The 18,597-nt window shown below is 48.6% G+C and carries 20 protein-coding genes and 1 tRNA gene; 13 read left to right on the top strand and 8 right to left on the bottom strand.

Annotated elements, in window-relative coordinates:
- Positions 1-61 precede the first annotated feature (61 nt).
- Complete coding sequence (locus N5910_RS05235; protein WP_261599374.1) at positions 62-1,591, top strand: glycosyltransferase family protein; 1,530 nt, start codon at positions 62-64, stop codon at positions 1,589-1,591.
- A 170-nt stretch (positions 1,592-1,761) separates the two neighbouring features.
- Here the strand turns inward: N5910_RS05235 and N5910_RS05230 are convergent, their stop codons facing one another.
- From N5910_RS05230 to N5910_RS05220, 3 genes are read right to left on the bottom strand one after another with little or no spacing between them, the layout of a single operon-like run.
- Complete coding sequence (locus N5910_RS05230) at positions 1,762-4,176, bottom strand: ribonucleotide reductase N-terminal alpha domain-containing protein (protein WP_191215999.1); 2,415 nt, start codon at positions 4,174-4,176, stop codon at positions 1,762-1,764.
- The gene (arfB, locus tag N5910_RS05225; protein WP_074359026.1) at positions 4,169-4,864 is read right to left on the bottom strand and encodes a 2-amino-5-formylamino-6-ribosylaminopyrimidin-4(3H)-one 5'-monophosphate deformylase; all 696 of its coding nucleotides are present in this window, start codon (positions 4,862-4,864) and stop codon (positions 4,169-4,171) included. The genes N5910_RS05230 and arfB overlap by 8 nt, the downstream gene beginning before the upstream one ends.
- Positions 4,865-4,866: 2 nt before the next feature.
- A complete protein-coding gene (locus tag N5910_RS05220; RefSeq protein ID WP_191215998.1) occupies positions 4,867-5,349 on the bottom strand; it encodes a DUF1947 domain-containing protein in 483 nt (160 codons plus the stop codon).
- Positions 5,350-5,573: 224 nt separating this feature from the next.
- Here N5910_RS05220 and N5910_RS05215 point away from each other — a divergent pair, with 224 nt between their 5' ends.
- The 7 genes from N5910_RS05215 to cfbC all read left to right on the top strand — a co-directional run bounded on the left by N5910_RS05215 (position 5,574) and on the right by cfbC (position 11,118).
- Positions 5,574-5,810, top strand: coding sequence for an LSm family protein (locus N5910_RS05215; protein ID WP_013295846.1), 237 nt, complete (start codon positions 5,574-5,576; stop codon positions 5,808-5,810).
- 70 nt (positions 5,811-5,880) lie between these two features.
- On the top strand, positions 5,881-6,063 hold the full coding sequence (locus N5910_RS05210; protein WP_074359024.1) for a 50S ribosomal protein L37e: 183 nt from the start codon (positions 5,881-5,883) through the stop codon (positions 6,061-6,063).
- Positions 6,064-6,909: a toprim domain-containing protein gene (locus N5910_RS05205; protein WP_074359023.1), complete on the top strand. Its 846-nt coding sequence runs from the start codon at positions 6,064-6,066 to the stop codon at positions 6,907-6,909.
- Between the two features lie 32 nt (positions 6,910-6,941).
- Positions 6,942-8,345, top strand: coding sequence for an amidophosphoribosyltransferase (gene purF / locus N5910_RS05200; protein WP_191215997.1), 1,404 nt, complete (start codon positions 6,942-6,944; stop codon positions 8,343-8,345).
- A 26-nt stretch (positions 8,346-8,371) separates the two neighbouring features.
- Positions 8,372-9,568, top strand: a complete 1,197-nt coding sequence (locus tag N5910_RS05195; protein ID WP_074359761.1) for a peptidase U32 family protein — start codon at positions 8,372-8,374, stop codon at positions 9,566-9,568.
- Positions 9,569-9,827: 259 nt separating this feature from the next.
- The gene (locus N5910_RS05190; RefSeq protein ID WP_074359021.1) at positions 9,828-10,301 is read left to right on the top strand and encodes a CBS domain-containing protein; all 474 of its coding nucleotides are present in this window, start codon (positions 9,828-9,830) and stop codon (positions 10,299-10,301) included.
- Between the two features lie 13 nt (positions 10,302-10,314).
- Entirely contained in the window at positions 10,315-11,118 is an 804-nt protein-coding gene (gene cfbC, locus N5910_RS05185) for a Ni-sirohydrochlorin a,c-diamide reductive cyclase ATP-dependent reductase subunit (protein WP_074359020.1), read from the top strand.
- A 221-nt stretch (positions 11,119-11,339) separates the two neighbouring features.
- Here the strand turns inward: cfbC and N5910_RS05180 are convergent, their stop codons facing one another.
- A complete protein-coding gene (locus N5910_RS05180) occupies positions 11,340-11,762 on the bottom strand; it encodes a GIY-YIG nuclease family protein (protein WP_238337842.1) in 423 nt (140 codons plus the stop codon).
- 378 nt (positions 11,763-12,140) lie between these two features.
- Between N5910_RS05180 and N5910_RS05175 the strand changes: the two genes are divergently transcribed.
- Positions 12,141-12,554, top strand: a complete 414-nt coding sequence (locus N5910_RS05175) for a DUF371 domain-containing protein (protein ID WP_074359759.1) — start codon at positions 12,141-12,143, stop codon at positions 12,552-12,554.
- A 152-nt stretch (positions 12,555-12,706) separates the two neighbouring features.
- Here N5910_RS05175 and N5910_RS05170 read toward each other — a convergent pair.
- A tRNA-Leu gene (locus N5910_RS05170) sits at positions 12,707-12,790 on the bottom strand.
- A 162-nt stretch (positions 12,791-12,952) separates the two neighbouring features.
- Between N5910_RS05170 and N5910_RS05165 the strand changes: the two genes are divergently transcribed.
- The 4 genes from N5910_RS05165 to galU all read left to right on the top strand — a co-directional run bounded on the left by N5910_RS05165 (position 12,953) and on the right by galU (position 15,130).
- Positions 12,953-13,240, top strand: a complete 288-nt coding sequence (locus tag N5910_RS05165; protein WP_261599373.1) for a DUF167 domain-containing protein — start codon at positions 12,953-12,955, stop codon at positions 13,238-13,240.
- 105 nt (positions 13,241-13,345) lie between these two features.
- Positions 13,346-13,585 (top strand): hypothetical protein, encoded by a 240-nt coding sequence (locus N5910_RS05160; protein ID WP_074359018.1) that lies wholly within the window; start codon positions 13,346-13,348, stop codon positions 13,583-13,585.
- Positions 13,578-14,222, top strand: a complete 645-nt coding sequence (locus N5910_RS05155) for a hypothetical protein (RefSeq protein WP_238337841.1) — start codon at positions 13,578-13,580, stop codon at positions 14,220-14,222. The genes N5910_RS05160 and N5910_RS05155 overlap by 8 nt, the downstream gene beginning before the upstream one ends.
- Before the next feature lie 41 nt (positions 14,223-14,263).
- Positions 14,264-15,130 (top strand): UTP--glucose-1-phosphate uridylyltransferase GalU, encoded by an 867-nt coding sequence (gene galU / locus N5910_RS05150; RefSeq protein ID WP_261599372.1) that lies wholly within the window; start codon positions 14,264-14,266, stop codon positions 15,128-15,130.
- A gap of 92 nt (positions 15,131-15,222) precedes the next feature.
- Here the strand turns inward: galU and N5910_RS05145 are convergent, their stop codons facing one another.
- From N5910_RS05145 to N5910_RS05135, 3 genes are read right to left on the bottom strand one after another with little or no spacing between them, the layout of a single operon-like run.
- Positions 15,223-16,485, bottom strand: coding sequence for a CPBP family intramembrane glutamic endopeptidase (locus N5910_RS05145; protein ID WP_261599371.1), 1,263 nt, complete (start codon positions 16,483-16,485; stop codon positions 15,223-15,225).
- Positions 16,486-16,493: 8 nt separating this feature from the next.
- A complete protein-coding gene (locus N5910_RS05140) occupies positions 16,494-17,906 on the bottom strand; it encodes a KAP family NTPase (protein ID WP_261599370.1) in 1,413 nt (470 codons plus the stop codon).
- An 11-nt stretch (positions 17,907-17,917) separates the two neighbouring features.
- A complete protein-coding gene (locus tag N5910_RS05135; RefSeq protein WP_261599369.1) occupies positions 17,918-18,436 on the bottom strand; it encodes a hypothetical protein in 519 nt (172 codons plus the stop codon).
- Positions 18,437-18,597: the final 161 nt, after the last annotated feature.

The raw sequence follows: 18,597 nt of genomic DNA, 5'->3' as shown, positions 1-18,597 counted from the left end.
TGATGTAATTTTATATGGAGTCCATATCCATATTTAAGTCAGCATTCTGGAAGGTGTCATCATGTTAAATAGAGACCATGGTAAGTTCCTTTATATTATACCAGCATTATGCGCATTTATAATAGGAATCCTCGTCACGGTGAGGTATCAGTGGCCCATTGGATGGGATATATACTACCACATACACCTTGCAAGGGTTTACATGCTGGAGGGGCTGACGTTGCATGATCCTCTCTATAATGCTCCTTCAGGAAATATAATCAATTATCCTCCAATCTTCCACCTCACCCTGATCCTTGTATCATATATCCTTCAGACAGGTCTCTTCGAGGCCGCCAGGTTCATGCAGCCTGTTCTAATCTCAGCAATAGTCCTATCGGTTACCATCGTGGCTTCCAGGTTCTATGAGGACAGGTATACTGGTCTGGCCGCAGGGATACTCTTCATCTCAGGCTCCGTTGCCGTAAGATCCGTCTCACCCATACCCGAGAACATGGCCCTCATTATACTTCCCTTCAGTATCTACATGTACTATGAGTTTTTCAGGGAGGAAAGGGATAGATTAGTATCCGCCCTTTTATCAGGGGCTCTCATGGGCACCGTTGCACTTATACATCCTGCAGCAACTGTGTGCCTTGTATTTTCTGTTACATTAATAACAGCTGCAGTTGCAGTCGCGAATATTGTTTCAGGTAGTGTGGGTGCTCTTAAGAGGACGGCCACCGGCTACCTTGCATTTTTAATCGTAGGAATCATCATAGCATCCATCTGGTGGCTTCCGGCCCTTTATGTTAAGAGTACGGGTGGAGCTGGTGGTGTGAGCACGGGTCTTCAGTTTTCAAGGGGTATGAGTATTCTGCATTACCCCGGTGCATTCGGTTACCTTACTGCCCTCCTCTCAATTCCTGGATTGGTCGCTGCAGTCAGAAAACGAGGTTTAAGGGACCTTTTCATAGTATCATGGATCCTTTCCATGTTGATACTCTCAAAGGGATACTACATCGGTATCAATGTTATATCCTACAGGGTCCTCATTTACATGATGATCCCCCTCAGCATCCTGGGGGCAGCGGGACTCAGATACTGTTCAGGGATCATCGAGAGGAAGAGCAGGGTGGCTGCAGGAATATTTTTCGTATCAGTCCTCTTTGTGGCACTCTTCCAGGGATATGCACACATAACATCTCCAAAGACAGCTGATTATGGTGCAATGACGCCCTATGGGCGTATACAGATAGCCCCCCCATCCGAGTCTGAGTATGAACTTGCAGAATGGTTCAGGGAGCAGGGAGGAGTCGCAGCATTTTCTAACTACTATACCATGGGTTTTGTCGCGGCATACTCTGATCAGAAGGTTAACCCCATCCTGTTCACGGATCCCGATGCACTGAAACCATCCAAACTCCATGAGAAGAGAATAAAGTACCTTGTATTTGACAGGAGACTGAAGGCTGATGGGAACTTCACCTTCAGGGCCAGGGATAACTTCCTGTTCTATGGCAGCAAGACCCGGGTAGATAGACTTGAATATCCATACCTCAGGAAGGTCTATGAAAACGGGGATTTTGTTGTTTACCTTGTTACAGCCTGAAACTATTCCCATGAGTGAACCGGCGGTCTTCTAGCCGCCCCCGATATCTTTATAAACCACGGGTAATAAAATGGAAGGTGGAGGATTATGAAGGTTATATGGTGTCCATTTTATCACCTTCTAATAATCCTCCCATCTTACAACTGATTCAGGATATTCGTTCATGTTCTCTAATTGGGACATGTCATATCCCTGCAGGAACCTGCATACTCTGGAAACTGGAGAACCTCCTTCCTTTTACTGCCATACCTGTAGACGGTCACACCCTTACATCCAAGTCTGTATGCCGCCATGAACACCCTTTCAACGTCTGAGGGTGTTGCATTCTCCGGGAGGTTAACTGTTTTTGAGACGGCATTATCAACGTGTCTCTGGAAGGCCGCCTGCATTTTAACATGGAAGACGGGGTCTATCTCATGGGCGGTGACAAATAGCCTCCTCATTGATTCAGGTACGCCGGGCATGTCCCTGAGCGTTCCCTTTGAGACTATCCTCTTCAGGGTCCCGGTGTCAAGGCCCTCCCTCAGGGCCGCTTCCCTCAACAGGGGGTTAATTTCATGAAAAACCCTGCCCATGATGTTCCTTTTAAATGAAACCGCGAATAGGGGTTCAATGCCGCTGCTGACACCTGCTATTATACTGAGTGAACCGGTGGGTGCGATTGTTGTCAGTGTGGCGTTCCTCATACATTCAAATCCCTCAAGGTCCCATCTGCTCCCTGAGAATGCAGGGAAGGAACCCCTTTCCACTGCAAGTTTCATTGAAGCACTGCGGGCCTCCCTTTCTATGAAGGCCATAACCCTCCCGGCAACCCTGAGGGCGGCGTCTGAACTGTAGGGCACCCCGAGCCTTATCAGCATGTCGGCAAATCCCATAACACCAAGACCGATCTTCCTGGTCCTCCTGGTGGTCCTCTGTATCCTCCTCAGGGGGTAACTGTTAACATCAATCACGTTATCAAGGAAGTGCACGGCCCTGTGGACGGTCTTGGCAAGCCTGTCCCATTTAACACCCCCGGGCCCAGCCATTAACCCGAGGTTTATTGATCCCAGGTTGCATGATTCATAGGGGAGGAGCGGCTGCTCTCCACAGTTATGGACCAGGAATCCATTGGCAGCGAAGGCGTTGATGCCTGGGACACTTGCATCATAGACCTCCTCCACACCCCTACTTTTGAGTCCGGAGAAGGTGGAGAGGACCATCATTTCACCGGAACCTGGATCTTCATCCAGAAGGATGTTCCCGATGGATCCTTCACTTTCATGGGTCGCGGGCTCCTGTTTATCATTTATTGGTTTATGGTTCACAACAGGTAGGGTGGTGCGTACTGCCTCTACCAGCTCCTGTTTATCATTTATTGGTTCACGGTGCCCTGAATTTCCTGCAGCATTGAAGCTATTCACTTCATCCCTGCGTTCATGGTTCCATAAACCCCACCCAGCCGCCCTACTGTTCATGACAAGAAGGTCACCCCTTTCAAGGTCACCGGCAGCCCGCCAGACCGGACCATCATCCATTACAAGGATCCTGTGGTCATCTGTCAGTCTCAGACTGCAGCCCTCCCTGGTCCTGAGTTCATAGACATCCCGGACTCCCGTCTTAAAGAAACCTGAACTGCACGGGTACAGATAGCCGTTCACTTCAGCAAGGAATGGTCTTCCTATGAGTTCAGCGACCCTCAGGGGTCCTTCTCCTGTCATGACCATGGTTTCTGCTGTCACGCAGGGATTTGTGGCTTCTATCCTGCCAAGGGATGGGGTGGGGTTGTAACGGTTTATCCGGTCCTCAAATATAACCCCGGGGTCTCCGCACCTCCAGGCAGCCTTCACCATCGCCCTCAGTATGGTCCCTGAGGAAAGGGAGTCAACGGTTTCACCCGTCCGCGGGTTTATGAGGTCGACTCTGCCAGGCCTCTCCATGAAGCTGTCAGGTACGGAGACAGAGAGGTTGAAGTTACTGAGGGGTCCCTCGGATGTCTTGGCATCTATGAAACCGAGTATGTCAGGGTGGTTAACCCGCAGAACACCCATATTGGCACCCCTCCTGCGCCCGCCCTGTTTTATAACGTCAACTGCAACATCAAATATCCTCATAAATGAAACAGGACCTGAGGCCACACCCATGGTTGATGCAACAACATCGCCCTCAGGTCTCAGATCAGAGAAGGAGAAACCAACACCACCCCCTGACCTGTGGATTATGGCCATATCCCGGAGCGAGTCAAATATGCCCTCAATTGAATCAGGAACCGGGAGAACAAAACATGCTGAGAGCTGGTTGATGGATGTCCCTGCGTTCATGAGTGTGGGGGAGTTTGGGAGAAACTCCAGTCGGGACATCATGGAATAGAAGGTTTCCTCAGCCTTTCTGACATCCTCACCATAGAATTCATCTGCAAGTGCAACGGCCCCTGCAACCCTCCTGAACATGTCCTCGGGTGTCTCTACAATATCGCCATTCTCATCCCTCAGAAGGTACCTTTCCTTCAGCACGCTGAGGGCCGTTCTGCTTAAGGGTATCATCATGAAGCTGTATTCAACGGACCCTCCGATGACATCGGAGTGGCCTAGATTCCTTTCAGTCAATAAGGTCAAGAAGGTTCTTTATATCCCTTACAGCACTCTCAACAGCATCTTCAAGCAGCCTCTGGCCGAGGACAGGGTCAGGGTTTATACCCTCCTTTTCACAGGTCCTCGCAGCCCGGTCAATTTCCCTGTTAGATTCACGGGCCTCCTTAAGGCCTATCATCCCTATTTCAGGGTAAAGTTCGGGTCTGCATTCATCCAGCCTTCCTAAATCCGCAATTCCAAGGATTAAACCTGCGGATAACTCACCGCTTCCTGCATGGGGGCCCTCAATTTCAACCATCCTGCTGTTCCAGACGATCTCAAGGTCCAGTTCCTCCATGAGGTCCTCCATGTAATCTTCAAGGTCGTTACCGCCGTGGGCATTCACGATAACCACGGCATCAAGCTTCAGGAGTCTTCTGGCCTTCCTGAGAGTCGGTTTGAGTTCCTTCTCAACCAGTTCCTCCGGTTCCATGTGGATTCCATGTTTAACGTAGGGGAACTCTGCCGCACCGTAGATCACACCCAGGAACCTTGCTCCTGTGCGCAGAGCAGCCTCAAGGGCTATGTATGATGCTATCTTGGAGTCGGTGTCAATGGGGAGTGCAGGGCCATGGTTTTCAAGGTGGGAGCCCAGTGCAATCACACCTATCCTGTGGACCTTCTCTGAGAGGATGTTCCCCGCGTCAAGGTTCAGCCGAACCACCTTCAGACCTCCAGATTCCAGATCCTATCCCCTATATAGTGTATGGTTTTAACGGCTTTCCCTGAATCCTTCTCAACCATTTCAGGCCCGCTCATAAGGCTTATACCCACTGCGAGGGGTTTGCGGTGTTTCTCATCAACCACGATGACCGTGTCATTCTCCCCTATCATGGGGTCAGCATCAACGATACCAGGGCTCATAACATCGGCTCCGTTTGCAAGGAACCTCACAGCGCCCATGTCAACCACAACGTAGCCCTTCTTAATTTCAGTTCCAAGGGCACCCTTCAGTGTGGGGAAGGGTTTATCATCGATGAGCATGACCATGGGCCTGCCATCCACCAGGATCAGGTTTTCATCATCGGTTTCCAGGATCTCAACGGTGGCCCTGTCGGGTATTATCCCGGCATAGTCACCGAGCCCTTCCTTAATCTCCCTGAGCTTCTTTTTCTTCAGATGATACCTCTTTCTTACCTTCACATTCACACCCTTTCACTGTAGATTTCACAGGCAAACAGATTATACCATTATATGTTTAAGGTGATTAAAATCAGTTTACCCACACATGGCAGATCTATGGGTCCTGGGGGTAAGAAACCTATATATACTATTAGAATAGAAAAATGGAGTATCTGACCGCAAGATTTCAGATGTCCAGTTAGGTTTAAATATAATCTTGGCAGATCTTAATCTAAGGATAGGTGATAGATGTGAGTTCACAGAGAGTTAATGTACAGAGACCACTTGATGCCCTTGGCAATTCACTGAACTCCCCTGTTATAATCAAGTTGAAAGGCGACAGGGAGTTCAGAGGGGTTTTAAAGAGCTTTGATCTCCACATGAACCTCGTGCTCAACGATGCAGAGGAACTTGAGGATGGGGAGGTCACAAGGAGGCTTGGAACCGTCCTTATCCGTGGAGATAATATAGTGTACATATCCCCCTGAGGGACGCTAATTTATATCTGAGGAAGACTGAATTTTACATTAATGGAACTTGTTTTAGGAGGATTAAAAGATGAAAGGTACTCCATCATTTGGTAAGCGTAATAAGAATCTTCATATAAGATGCAGACGCTGCGGTAAAAACTCATACCACGTGCGTAAGAAGGTCTGCGCCGCCTGTGGCTTTGGAAGATCAAGCCGTATAAGGCGTTATAACTGGCAGAACAAGAAAATTACAGGCCAAAGGTTGAAATAAATGGATAATAAGGGCCCTGTTGATGTGCGGATAATCGTTGAGGGAGCCTCTGATGTTGAGAGCGTTTCAAGGGCGCTCCAGAAGGTATCCCTCGGGGCAAAGTACCATATAACTGTCTCATCCATAGTGCCGACAACAAGCCTCGAGATTGCCATGAAGGCGGTTGAGGGCGCTGATATAGTCCTTATAGCAACAGATGTTGATCAGACAGGAAGAGAACTTGCAGATAAATTCCGCGAAGCCCTGAAGGGTATTGTCGGGCACATTGAAAGGATGAAACTCCCCTACGGTCACGACGTGGAATACCTCGACCCGGAACTCATAAGGGAAGAAATAGAAAACGCCATCATAAGGGCCGGGCTCCATACAATTTCAGGTGTAAAGGACCTGAGGGACATGGAGCATGCGCTCAATGAGTGCAATGGGAAGTTAGAGGAGTTATCCTCTGAAAACAGCGCCCTTAAAGAGGAAAATAAGAGACTCAGGGATGAAATCGAGACTGAGAGGGCGACTCTGAATTCCCTTAAGGATGAACTGATGGGGGTCAGGGAAAAACTCAGGGCCCTTGAGGAACAGTACTCTGAGCTCAAAACTCGTTTTTCTGAAATTGAAGAAAAGAATCTTCTTGAAACCTTTTCAATAAGGGAACTCTGGAATGAGGCCTTTGATGAGGATCCAGGGGACCTTGAAAGGATTTATTTTGTAACGGACCATATAAAACCCGATGGCATTATAATGGGTCAGGGATCCATTGCAGCACCATCACGGGATGATGCCATTGAATGGCTCAGGATTATCAAATCAGCTCTGGTTTTTGTTGAGAAGGATGATGAATCACCGGAGTGACCCTAAAAACCTTCTTGCAGGGAGAATCTAAAGTGAGAGATAAATGCGGTATTGTAGGGATTTACTCAGCAGATAAGAACATCAACGTGGCCTCCCAGATATACTATGCACTCTACGCACTCCAGCACCGCGGACAGGAATCTGCAGGAATTTCAACCTTTGACGGTGATGAGATGCGGACCCACAGGGGCATGGGGCTTGTCTGCGACGTCTTTGACCCTGAGAAACTCGCAGAGCTCAGGGGAAGTGTGGGTATAGGACATGTCCGCTATTCAACCACTGGAAAGTCAAGGATTGAAAATTCACAGCCATTCTGGAGCGAATTCCAGGGAGGAAGGATAGCAATAGCCCACAATGGAGACATAATCAATTCAATGGAGCTAAGGGCTGAACTGGAGGATGAAGGCCACAGCTTCATATCAACAACAGATTCTGAGGTGATCTGCCACCTCCTGAGCAGGGAATACGATAAAAACCCTAACATGGTGGGGGCGATAAAGCGGGTTTCAGAGCAGCTCATAGGCTCCTATTCACTTGTGGTGCTCCTGAATGATGACCTCTACGTTGTAAGGGACCCTGTGGGTATAAAGCCCCTGGCCTTTGCAAGGAAGGGACCCGTGCAGATGGTGGCATCAGAGACCGTGGCCTTTGATGTTATAGGAGCCGAACACGTGAGGGATGTCCAGCCAGGGGAGATACTCCACCTCAACAGGGGAAACTCCCACTGGGTTGCCAATGCACCGGACACACGGAGGGCCCACTGCATGTTTGAATACGTGTACTTCGCACGCCCGGACAGTGTCATCGATGGCCGTAACGTTTACAGGGTCCGCCTGAACATCGGGGAGGCCCTCTACAGGGAGCACCCCGCCGATGCAGACGTGGTTGTCCCGGTCCCTGATTCATCAATACCTGCTGCTATCGGCTATTCAAGGATCTCAGGGATACCCTACGGGGAGGGCCTCATCAAGAACAGGTACGTTGGCCGCACCTTCATAATGCCCACACAGGAGGAGCGTGAAACCGCGGTTAAACTCAAGATGAACCCCATAAGGTCTGAACTTGAGGGTAAAAGGATAGTCCTTGTGGATGACAGTATTGTGAGGGGGACCACCTCAAGGGCCCTCATCGATATCATAAGGGATGCGGGGGCAGAGGAGATACACCTGAGGATAGGATGTCCACCCATAAAGTCCCCATGCTACTACGGTATAGCAATGGCAACCAAGAGGGAACTTATAGCATCCGACAGGGATGTTGAGGAGATAAGGAAGATTATAGGTGTTGACTCACTGGGCTACCTCAGCATAGAATCCCTGGTTGAATGCATAGGTATCAAGAAGGGCTTCCTCTGCACCGGATGCCTTGACGGCGACTACCCCACACCCCTCCCCAGGAATATCAGGGAATACGAGTCAGTAAGGTCATGCCTCTGATTCTTTCACATGAATCTGTGGTTACCATGCCTGAACTTCTATCACCTGCAGGAGACTTCCCCTCCCTCATGGCTGCCCTGAAGGCAGGTGCTGATGCTGTCTACCTTGGCCTGGAGGGCTGCAATATGAGGGCAAGGGCAGGGAACTTCACGGTCCATGAGATAGAGGAGGCCGTTGAGAGGGCCCATGGTTACGGTGCACGGCTCTATGTATGCACCAACACCTCCCTCAGGGATGAGGATGTTGAGAGGCTTGAACTCATACTCCCTGAACTTCATTCTGCCGGTGTGGATGCTGTCATAGCATCTGACCTTGCAGCAGTTGACCTTGCAGCAGATAACGGTCTGGATGTCCATGTGAGTGTCCAGGCAAACATATCAAACACCCGCAGCCTCCATGTACTGAAGGATATGGGTGTGTCAAGGGTTATACTGTCAAGGGAACTTTCCCTTAATGAGATCTCCGGTATAGCATCATCATCACCCATCGAGGTGGAGGTCTTTGTCCATGGAGCCCTCTGCACAGCCCTGTCAGGGAGGTGCTACCTGAGCTCATACCTCTATGGGAGGAGCGCCAACTGTGGCGAGTGCCTGCAGCCATGCAGAAAGAAGTGGAGGCTTGTATCCGAGGATGGTGAGTTTGAACTTGAAACAGATGCCTCAGGTTACATAAGAACTTACCTCCTAAGCCCCAGGGACCTCTGCATGATTGAACACATCCCAGAGCTCCTGGATGCAGGTGTATCCGCCCTCAAGATAGAGGGGCGCGGCCGGCCCGCAGATTATGTGGGGACCGTTACGGGTGTGTACAGGGAGGCGGTTGACAGGTACCTTGAGGGTGAATGGAGGTTTGAGGAGAGGTGGCTCCGGGAACTTAAAAAGGTGTTTAACAGGGGCCTTGGAAAGGGATTCTATTTCTCAGAGCCCGAGGCAGGGAGTCCGGGCAACGTCTCGGATTATGTTAAGCTCGATGTTGGGGAGGTTGTGAACTACTACCGGAAGGCAGGCGCGGCCGAGGTGCGACTCTGGAGACCCCTAAAGCTGGGGGATGAGATAATAATCCAGGGCAGAACCACCGGCGCCCTGATACAGAGGGTTGAGTCCATCCAGGTAGACGGCTGCAGTGTGGAGAGGGTTGAGGATGGACATGCAGGGATCCTTGTATCAGGGAGGGTCAGGGAGGGGGACCTGGTCTACAGGAGGGTCCCAAGGGACCGGGGATGATCCCAGGGCTTACCCTTTCTTTATTTTCGAGGTGCCGCAGCCCTCCCATGACTTCTTCAGCCCTTGAGGCTCTGAAGGTTCATAATCTTATTTATCCCTTGGTGCGGTCTATAGCAGTTTAATGCTTCTTCAGCCCTTGAGGCTCTGAAAAGCCCAATGACCCACTTCACTGCTCACTGATCTTCAGCTTCATGGGGATATCCGGCAGGGAAACTGTTATTTTTCAGGTCAGATAAAGTACTGTTAATGGGGTGAATAGATGATAAAGGTAAAGGATGCAATGCAGAGTGATGTTATAACCGTTAAGAGGACGAACAGTATCCATGAGGCTGCCAGGGTACTCAGGGAGAACAGGATCAGCGGGGCTCCTGTTGTTGATGATGACGGGAAACTTGTGGGTATAATAAGTGAAGGGGATATAATGAGGCTCCTGGAGGTCCATTCACCAAGGCTCAACCTTATACTCCCATCCCCACTGGACCTTGTGGAGCTTCCCATCAGAATGAAGCATGAGTATGATGAGATAGCCAAGGGGATAAGGAAGGCTGCGGTGATGCTTGTTGAGGAGATAATGAAGGAGAAGGTCATCACGGTCTCCCCCGAGGCATCTGTCTCTGATGCAGCTGAACTCATGGATAAGCATGATATAAAGAGGCTCCCTGTTGTTGATGAGGATGGAAACCTTGTAGGGATAATCACAAGGGGAGATGTTATAGGGGCCTTTGTTAAGTGAGCAGGGTGTGCCAATGAAGAGGATAGCCATTTATGGTAAGGGAGGTATAGGCAAATCCACCATCGTATCAAACATGGCAGCAGCCTACTCATCAAGCTACAGGGTCCTTGTGATAGGCTGCGACCCCAAGGCAGACACCACCAGGACCCTGTATGGACAGAGGATCCCTGCGGTCCTCGATATCATGAAGGAGAACCGGAAACCTGATGTTTCTGATGTGGTCCATGAGGGCTTTGGTGGTGTGAGGTGCGTTGAATCCGGGGGTCCTGAGCCGGGTGTGGGATGTGCCGGGAGGGGTGTTATCGTTGCAATGAACCTCCTTGAGAGGCTGGGTGTCTTTGATGATGACCCTGATATAATCATCTATGATGTGCTGGGGGACGTTGTCTGCGGAGGATTCGCGGTTCCCCTCAGGGAGGAATTTGCCGATGAAGTCTACATTGTGACATCAGGTGAGTACATGTCACTCTATGCTGCAAACAACATTGCAAGGGGTGTAAGGAAGCTCAAGGGCAGACTTGGCGGGGTTATATGTAACTGCAGAGGTATAAGGGATGAGGTTAAGATTGTGGAGGCCTTCGCATCCAGGATAGGATCCAGGGTTATCGGTGTTGTTCCAAGAAGCCCCCTTGTGCAGGAGAGCGAGCTTGAAGCAAAGACTGTTGTTGAAAAGTTTCCTGATTCAGACCAGGCAGCTATTTACAGGGAACTTGCGGATGAAATCTATGGTAACACAGACTTCACGGTCCCCGAGCCCATGGATCAGGACGAGTTTGAGGAGTTCTTCAGGAGATTCATTTATTCAAAGGATAATTAATTATGGGGAGGTGTTTTTTGGAGAGATATGTTCAGCTTGGCATATTCCATGCCATTACAGGGTCCTGATTGTTCTGCCGGCCGTCTGTCATTCTATCCCTGGGGCATCATCGGCCCCGTGCCTCCATGGTATTCTGTCCTGAAGCTAATATTTGGGGTTCTGATGCTTGGCGCCGGCATTAAACTTTTAAGGACATGATGCCGGGCGTCTGGAGCATGTGATCACAGGTTCCATTCACTCACCCTGGCGCCGGAGCCCTCCATTGCCTCAAGCACGGCACCTGTAGCATCATCAAGGCTTTCGAAGTAGTGGAGGTGTGAGCTGCACCGGCAGTCCGAACACCCGAAGCCAGTTACTGAGGATGGACCATGGAGCTTCTCTGAGATGGTGCATTCAAGTCTTCGTTCATCTGTGGTATAGAGGACCCTTTCAACCACAGCCTCCCTGAGAAGGTAATCTATATGCCACCTCAACCTTTTTTCCTTCTTAAGGTGCCTCCTTATCCGTCCTTCAAGGGAACCGAAACCTGAACCAACATAGACATAGAATCCCTTCTGGAAGACCCTTCTACCAAGCCTTCCCACATCCATCTCTGATCCATCGGACCTTATGATGAGGCAGTATGTACCCTTCATATGAATCATATAATAATCATGTTCAGACATCTATCAATTAAGTCAATCTGCTCCCGTTGAAGTAATACTCTTCCATGGTATTATCACAGCAAGAAAGTTTTAGTAAAATTTATATTTTTCATCGGTAATAACTTATTCTGGTTTCTGCAGGGTTAATCTGGGTGATGCCTTGTGGTGGCAGATGGTTGCTTTAGATAACAGTGATAAGCATGGTAATGATGGGGCAATGAAATATCAGTTTCCCACATAGGGAAGTGGCAGGACGCGCTTCAATGAAAAATTATCCAGGTGGGGGCCTGTGGGGAGGTGTAATGATGTGTCCTGTCTCTTAACTGTTTCTGAACCCTGCAGAAACCCCATGTTTCTGGAGGTGGTTAAGTGGGAGGGATGAGATATACCCTGAGGGCTAGGGGTCATCCGAATGTTTCTGCCAGGCACAGGACAACCCTTGAGGTTACTGTGGACCCGCAGATAGGGAAAACAGCCGACTGTATTATAGGTGTTTCATCATCTGATTCAGTATCAACAATTCCTGAGGAAATTAAAAGGGCCATAAGGGATCCTTCTGCAAGGATAAGACTCGTTTTACGTACTGAAAATGGATTCGATGAGGTGAGGGGTTACGGGCACCCTGACTTAACCCTGGACCATCCCACCGATATTGTCTGCCGCAGGAGCAGTTACATATGCGGCAGGACCCTCATGATAGGGGCTGATAAGGCAGCCTGTGATCTCAGCGAGGAACTTGTAAGGGATCTCATGGAGGGCAAGGAGCTTACAGTGGAGATAATAGTTGAATGAGCTGCCTGGATATTTACAGTTGTTGTGGTATTTTTTTCCTGCTCATCAAAGAAACAGTTACTTTAATTTTTTTATTTGTGACTTAATGGTTTGGTCCAAGAAATAGTTACTTCATTTTTTTTATTTCCCACTTAATGATAGTATTTGAATAGTGCAGGGGACGGGATTCGAACCCGCGAAGGGACTCCCCCACTAGGCCCTCAACCTAGCGCCTTTGACCGCTCGACCACCCCTGCATATGAGAATGAGTGCTGATCGGGGAGTGAAACAAAGTATCTACATTTTTATATTTAAACTTTGCGGTGCCCCGGCACAGGTTTTTATACGTGGCATGTAAAATTTTTATCATAAACCAAGCAGATCAAATATCTGGATGGATCAATATGGAGCCTGTAGCATTGGATGCTCTGAGAAAGGCAGGGAATGATCTCCTGGTGGATATTGAGGTATCACCGGGTTCTGGAAGATTTGAAATAGCATCATATGATGAATGGAGAAAGAGACTTGTGGTTAAGGTAAAATCACCCCCTGAGAAGGGAAAGGCAAACAGGGAGATCATGAAGGAGTTCTCAAAGATTTGCGGTAAAGATGTTGAGATCATATCAGGTCATAAAAGCCGACATAAGACCCTCAGAATATATGGTATGGATCCTGAAGCCTTTCTCAGCCTGCTGCAGGAGTTCTGAAGTAATATCTGGCTCATGAATGTATATGATTCATTTAAGTGTAAACAATTTTCATGGAAAAATATATTAGTAAGGTTTTAGAGAAGATGTAACTGGAGGTTAGACATGATTTCAACAGTTACAACGACAACAACCACCACCGTGACGACTGCAGATGTCATGACATACAGTATAATAGCAGTGCTTGCCCTTATAGGGTTCCTTGCTGTGAAGGAGGTTCTGGGCTCCGATGAAACAGGAAGCGAAAGGATAAGGGCTCTGGTTTCAGGTTCGAATATAGCCATTCTACCGTTGCTAATAGTCTTCGCAGCCATCGTCATCTACAGGGTTCTTACAATTGTCTAGGAGGATTATGATGAACAGGAACGCTATAATATTGGTGATAGTCGCCATCCTTATCATTGTGGGTGCCGCGGCTTTCATGATGAGACAGCCAGCAAATACAGGTACAGTGACGGCAGGAGACACCCTCCTTGCAATTGATAACCATGCAGCCGACCATCAGATCCATGCGGTGATGGTCATAGAGAATGTTTCAAAGGCTGACGGGACCCTTACAAACATCTACGCTGATTCATGGATCCAGCCCGGCGGTAAGGTCCAGATGGATATTTCAAAGGAGCTCGGCTATAATGGGTCACTGCCATCAGGAACAAGCTTCACAATGAAGATGTGGTGCGACCCACATGGAAACGGCACAGGGAATGCAACACTCAACATGACCGTCCATGGGGGAACAGCAGACAAACTCATGGATGAAACCAGGGCATATCTGCTTACAGCATCCCATGAATTCTATCCACTCTCAAGTATAACTTCAGACCAGATTAACACGACCCAGGACCCTGCTAAGGGGGCGGAGTTCCTCAAGGGGATACAGTCAATCTATGTTGAGTTACTGATAACAGTAAATCCCGATGGAACAGTCACGATAACGCAGCTCACACCTCCAGTCCTATGCAGTCTCGCAGCAGGTGGTTAAAAAAACTTTTTATTTTTTTTTTAAGTATAAGGAGGTTTTTTATGAAGGCAGTTATACCAGCAGCTGGCCTGGGAACCCGTTTTCTCCCTGTAACCAAGGCACAGCCCAAGGAGATGCTACCCGTATTTGACAAACCCACAATACAGTACGTTGTAGAGGAGGCAGTGGCTTCAGGTATAGATGATATCCTGATAATAACCGGTAAGGGTAAAAGGTCAATTGAGGACCACTTTGACCGTTCCTTTGAACTTGAATACTTCCTTAGGAAGAACAACAAGACAGAATACCTTGACGAGATAGAGGCAATATCTGAACTGGCAGACATCTACTTTGTCCGCCAGAAGGAACAGAAGGGCCTGGGTGATGCAATATACTGTGCAAGGAAACATATAGACGGCGAGGATGCCTTCGCAGTCCTCCTGGGTGATACCATAACCTCGGCGGAAACACCCTGCACACGCCAGTTAATGGACATCTATGAGAAACATGGTGCCTCTGCGATTGCAGTTGAGGAGGTACCACGTGACAGGGTTGAAAGGTACGGTATAATCGATGCAGAGCACCTGGGCGGAAACCTCTACAGTATAAGGGACATGGTTGAGAAACCGGCCGTCAGTGAGGCGCCATCAAACCTTGCGATAATGGGGAGATACGTCCTTGAAAGCGAAATTTTTGATCATATAAAGAATATACCTCCAGGTTTTGGAGGGGAGATACAGCTGACAGACGCCATGAGGTGTCTTGATAGGGTTTATGGATGCGTTTTCAGGGGCAGGACCTATGATATAGGTAACAAGGTTGACTGGCTCAAAACATCCCTAGAATTCGCACTCCTTGATGATGATATAAGGCCAGAACTCATGGAGTATCTTGAGGACCTCATGCAGGTACTGAAAAAATTTTATTGATCAACCTTCAATGGTTTTTTTTCTTTTCCATGGTTGAGTTTTGTATCTCTTCCCATTACCATCCTCCACCTGATTTTGCATCTCCCGGCCATCTAGAGGAAAGGCATCACAAGGAACAGAATAGAGTTTGATATCCCGTGGGAAACTGTTATACCGGATATGCTGTCGGTTCTCTGGAAAGCGAAACCATAAACAATGGCCACACTGAAGACAAATATAAGGTCGTAACCGGACTTCCAGCCGACGTGAAGGGCTGTGAATAACAGTGATGCATACAGAAGCCCAGGCAGCGGCCCCATGACCTTCTCAGCATTCCTCTGAAGTATACCCCTGAAGAGGAGCTCCTCTGCAAATCCGGTCCCTATCAGCATCACAAGAAAACCCGTGAGGAAGTTGACCGGGCTGAGGGATGGTATGAGGGCATCGGGTCTCAGTATCTGGTATTCAATATAACCCATGGGGAACCCTGTAAGTGCAACTGGCACCTGCCATCGCAGCTTCCTCAGGTTTAACCCAACCTCATCCATTGTAAGTTTCTGAATCCTCATGAGGGCCCCCGATGCAGCAAAGAGGGGCAATGCTATGATGATGTACCAGTAGAGGTGTTTCACCGCTCCAAGGGGCATTGAAAGACCTATGATCCTTATGAGGGGGAGCATCATCATGGCGGCAAGAAGAACCCTCATCCTCTTCTTTGAGAGGGATGAATGGATGAAGAGGGCAAATAGAAGTCCGGTATGGAGTACAAGGCCAGCCTTGAAGCTGATGAATGATGTTAAATACTCTGCGAGTATGATTAATGCCAGATAAAGCAGCAGAACCGATGTATTGTATCTTATAATTTCAGATGAAAGCTGCTCCTCAAGGTCCCTTATCTTGGCGTAGGTTACAAGGGCCCTGACCTTATCCTGTGTCTTCATGCAGATCCTGTTATAGTACTGGTAGGCCTCAAGGGCTTCATCATGTTTCCCAAGCTTTTCAAGGACCTTAGCACTTCTAATAATAGCTTCTGACTCATTTTTAATGTCATTCATCCTCCTGAACCTGGATGCAGCCATATTATAGAACCAGTGGGCCTTCCTGAGCCTCCCCTCCATTTCATAGGCCCTTCCAATGCACAGTGAAACATGGGCCTCCATAGGGTCCCCCTCTTCCCTGTAGAGTTCAAGGGCGTTCTCATAGTTTTCAAGGGCAAACCCTATTTTCTTAAGCTTGTGGTACTCCCTGCCGATCCTGAAAAGGGTGTCGGCGGTTTTTTTAACATCTCCGGCTTCAGCGAAGTCCTCTGCCATCCTCTGCATGTTTTTAAGCCTGTTAATGTAGTTTTCAGGCTTTATAATCCGTCTTCTCTCCAATTTATCACCTAATTTTCCATGACCATCCTATGGAAAAGCTCACCATCCACGTGCAGATCAAGCTGACCCGCAGGTGGCAGGGATGACTTTTCGAACCTTTTAACATCCTGGAGGATACTCATATCAAGTATCGCCTCCATGGACCGCACACCGTGCCTGTACTCTGGTATCTTTAGGAAGGCGTTTAAAACTTCCCTGTCTATCCTGAGACGTCCCCTTGCATCAAAGAGGTGGGGAGTTTTTCTCTCAAACATTGACCTGAGTAGTATGGCCCTGCGCAGCATGAAGAATTTATCACGGCGGTGCTGGGGGTCCGGTCCGATAATGTTCACGTATCCCCTGAGTCGGCTTATGAAGTCACGGACCTTGGCTTCCCTCAGGATATCAGGGTCCTGGGATTCAAACTCCTGGAATGTGCTGTTTGTCCCCCCTGCAAATATAAGTATGGATTTTCCCAGGGGGTGCATGCTGTCGCCTTCCCTGAACTCCCCGTCCTGCATCGGGGCAAGGAAGTAACGTATCCATCCAAGCTTCTTATCACCCAGGGGAGAATCAAATTCATCAAAAAATGCCTGGGCTATTTTACCCTGAAGGACAGCGTCCCTTATCTGATGAAATGCATCAATAAGGTCTTCCTCGTCCCTGAACTGTGATATGTTGAAGTTCAAGTGCTCGATCCTTTCAGGGTCAACACTTGCAGCCAGCTGTTTCACTGCAAATGATTTACCTGCACCGGGCGGTCCGAATACTCCGATGCACAGGGGCCTTTCAGGATTCTCAGTCTTAAGGTACTCAATCATAAGGTTCCTTATGCTCTGATAGCCCTCAATTTCTGTCCGATCAGCGGTTATAAGTTTTCCAAAGTGTGCTATTGGAAGCGGACATCTCCTCTGCCTGTAACCGTTGATAACAATGTGCCTGGAAACTGATTCTATGTCAAATATCGGTGGAGAATCCGCGATTGTCCAGAGATCCCTGCCCTGGTGGGGTATCTTAACGGATCCTATCCATGAAATGTCCCCTGCCTTGAATATGTTCAGGGGATAATCGGGTTTTCGTGTGAATCCCTTCCGGTGGAGGTTCATTGATGCCGTCATCCCGCTCCGTACGGCATCATCAATGTCATGGCCCCTACATATTGACTCTGTGAAACCCGCGGTGAATGCACAGCCATAGCCCTGCATTTTTCCAGGGGACCTTTCAAACAGATTCCCCTCAAAGAGGTGCGGGTGGTAGAATAAGCGCGCATCACCCCCACTGTAGTGCACCGCACCTTCAAGTCCTATCCTCACGACCATGTTAAGGTCCCTTAGATCTGCCATGGCTGGGTTGTTGTTCATCTGCCACATGAAATCCTCTGCTGTCTTCTCCCATGACAGCCTTCTGCTTATGTTTGCACCGAACTCCCGCAGGTCATCCACGGTCACGATCGTTATAAGGTTTCCCTGTGATTCTCAGCGAGGTAACGCCAGAGGCTCCCTGTGAAGAGGGGTGATGACATCTTGAGTACTATGAGGGTTTCTTCGTTCCTTAATGAAGAGGGCCATTTATCATTCATTTCCCGGAAACCATTCCCTGCATCATCAATCACAAGGACATCTGCTTCAGAGTCCCTGAATTTAAATGGCATCCCTGGAAGGCCATCTTCAGGTCCAGTGTAACCTAGGAAACGCTTCACATGATAGCCTTTACCTGAATCCTCAAGTTCTGCGAATGAATGTATAAACTCCGATGGATCTGTATTTTCAGGTTCAACCTCCAGTTCTGGATGATTAACCCTCAGGGACGTACTCAGCATGTCTGCAAGAAGAAGAGCTCCTCCCCTGAGGGCTTTTCTTTTGAATCCCAGGTGACTCTTCCAGTTGAACCTGGAAACATCGGCATCCTCTTTGACCGGCCACTGGATCCAGTCAACGGTTATATCCCCTGTTACGGTAACATTCAATGTCATCACCCCTATTCTAGCAGTTTTTATATATTCAGAATTTCCATGTACCTATTATTGACCCATATGGTAATGTTTTTTTGCTCAGGTAGGTGATCAATTTCTGGCAGAAAAAAGAGGATTTTTGCTGCGATGGATGTTCTCTGGCAGCAGATGGTTGGGGTGCT

This window comes from Methanothermobacter wolfeii, assembly GCF_025397995.1.
Lineage (GTDB): Archaea > Methanobacteriota > Methanobacteria > Methanobacteriales > Methanothermobacteraceae > Methanothermobacter > Methanothermobacter wolfei.
The sequence above is the reverse complement of the archived record's forward strand: the minus strand, read 5'-3'. Positions and strand labels throughout refer to the sequence as shown.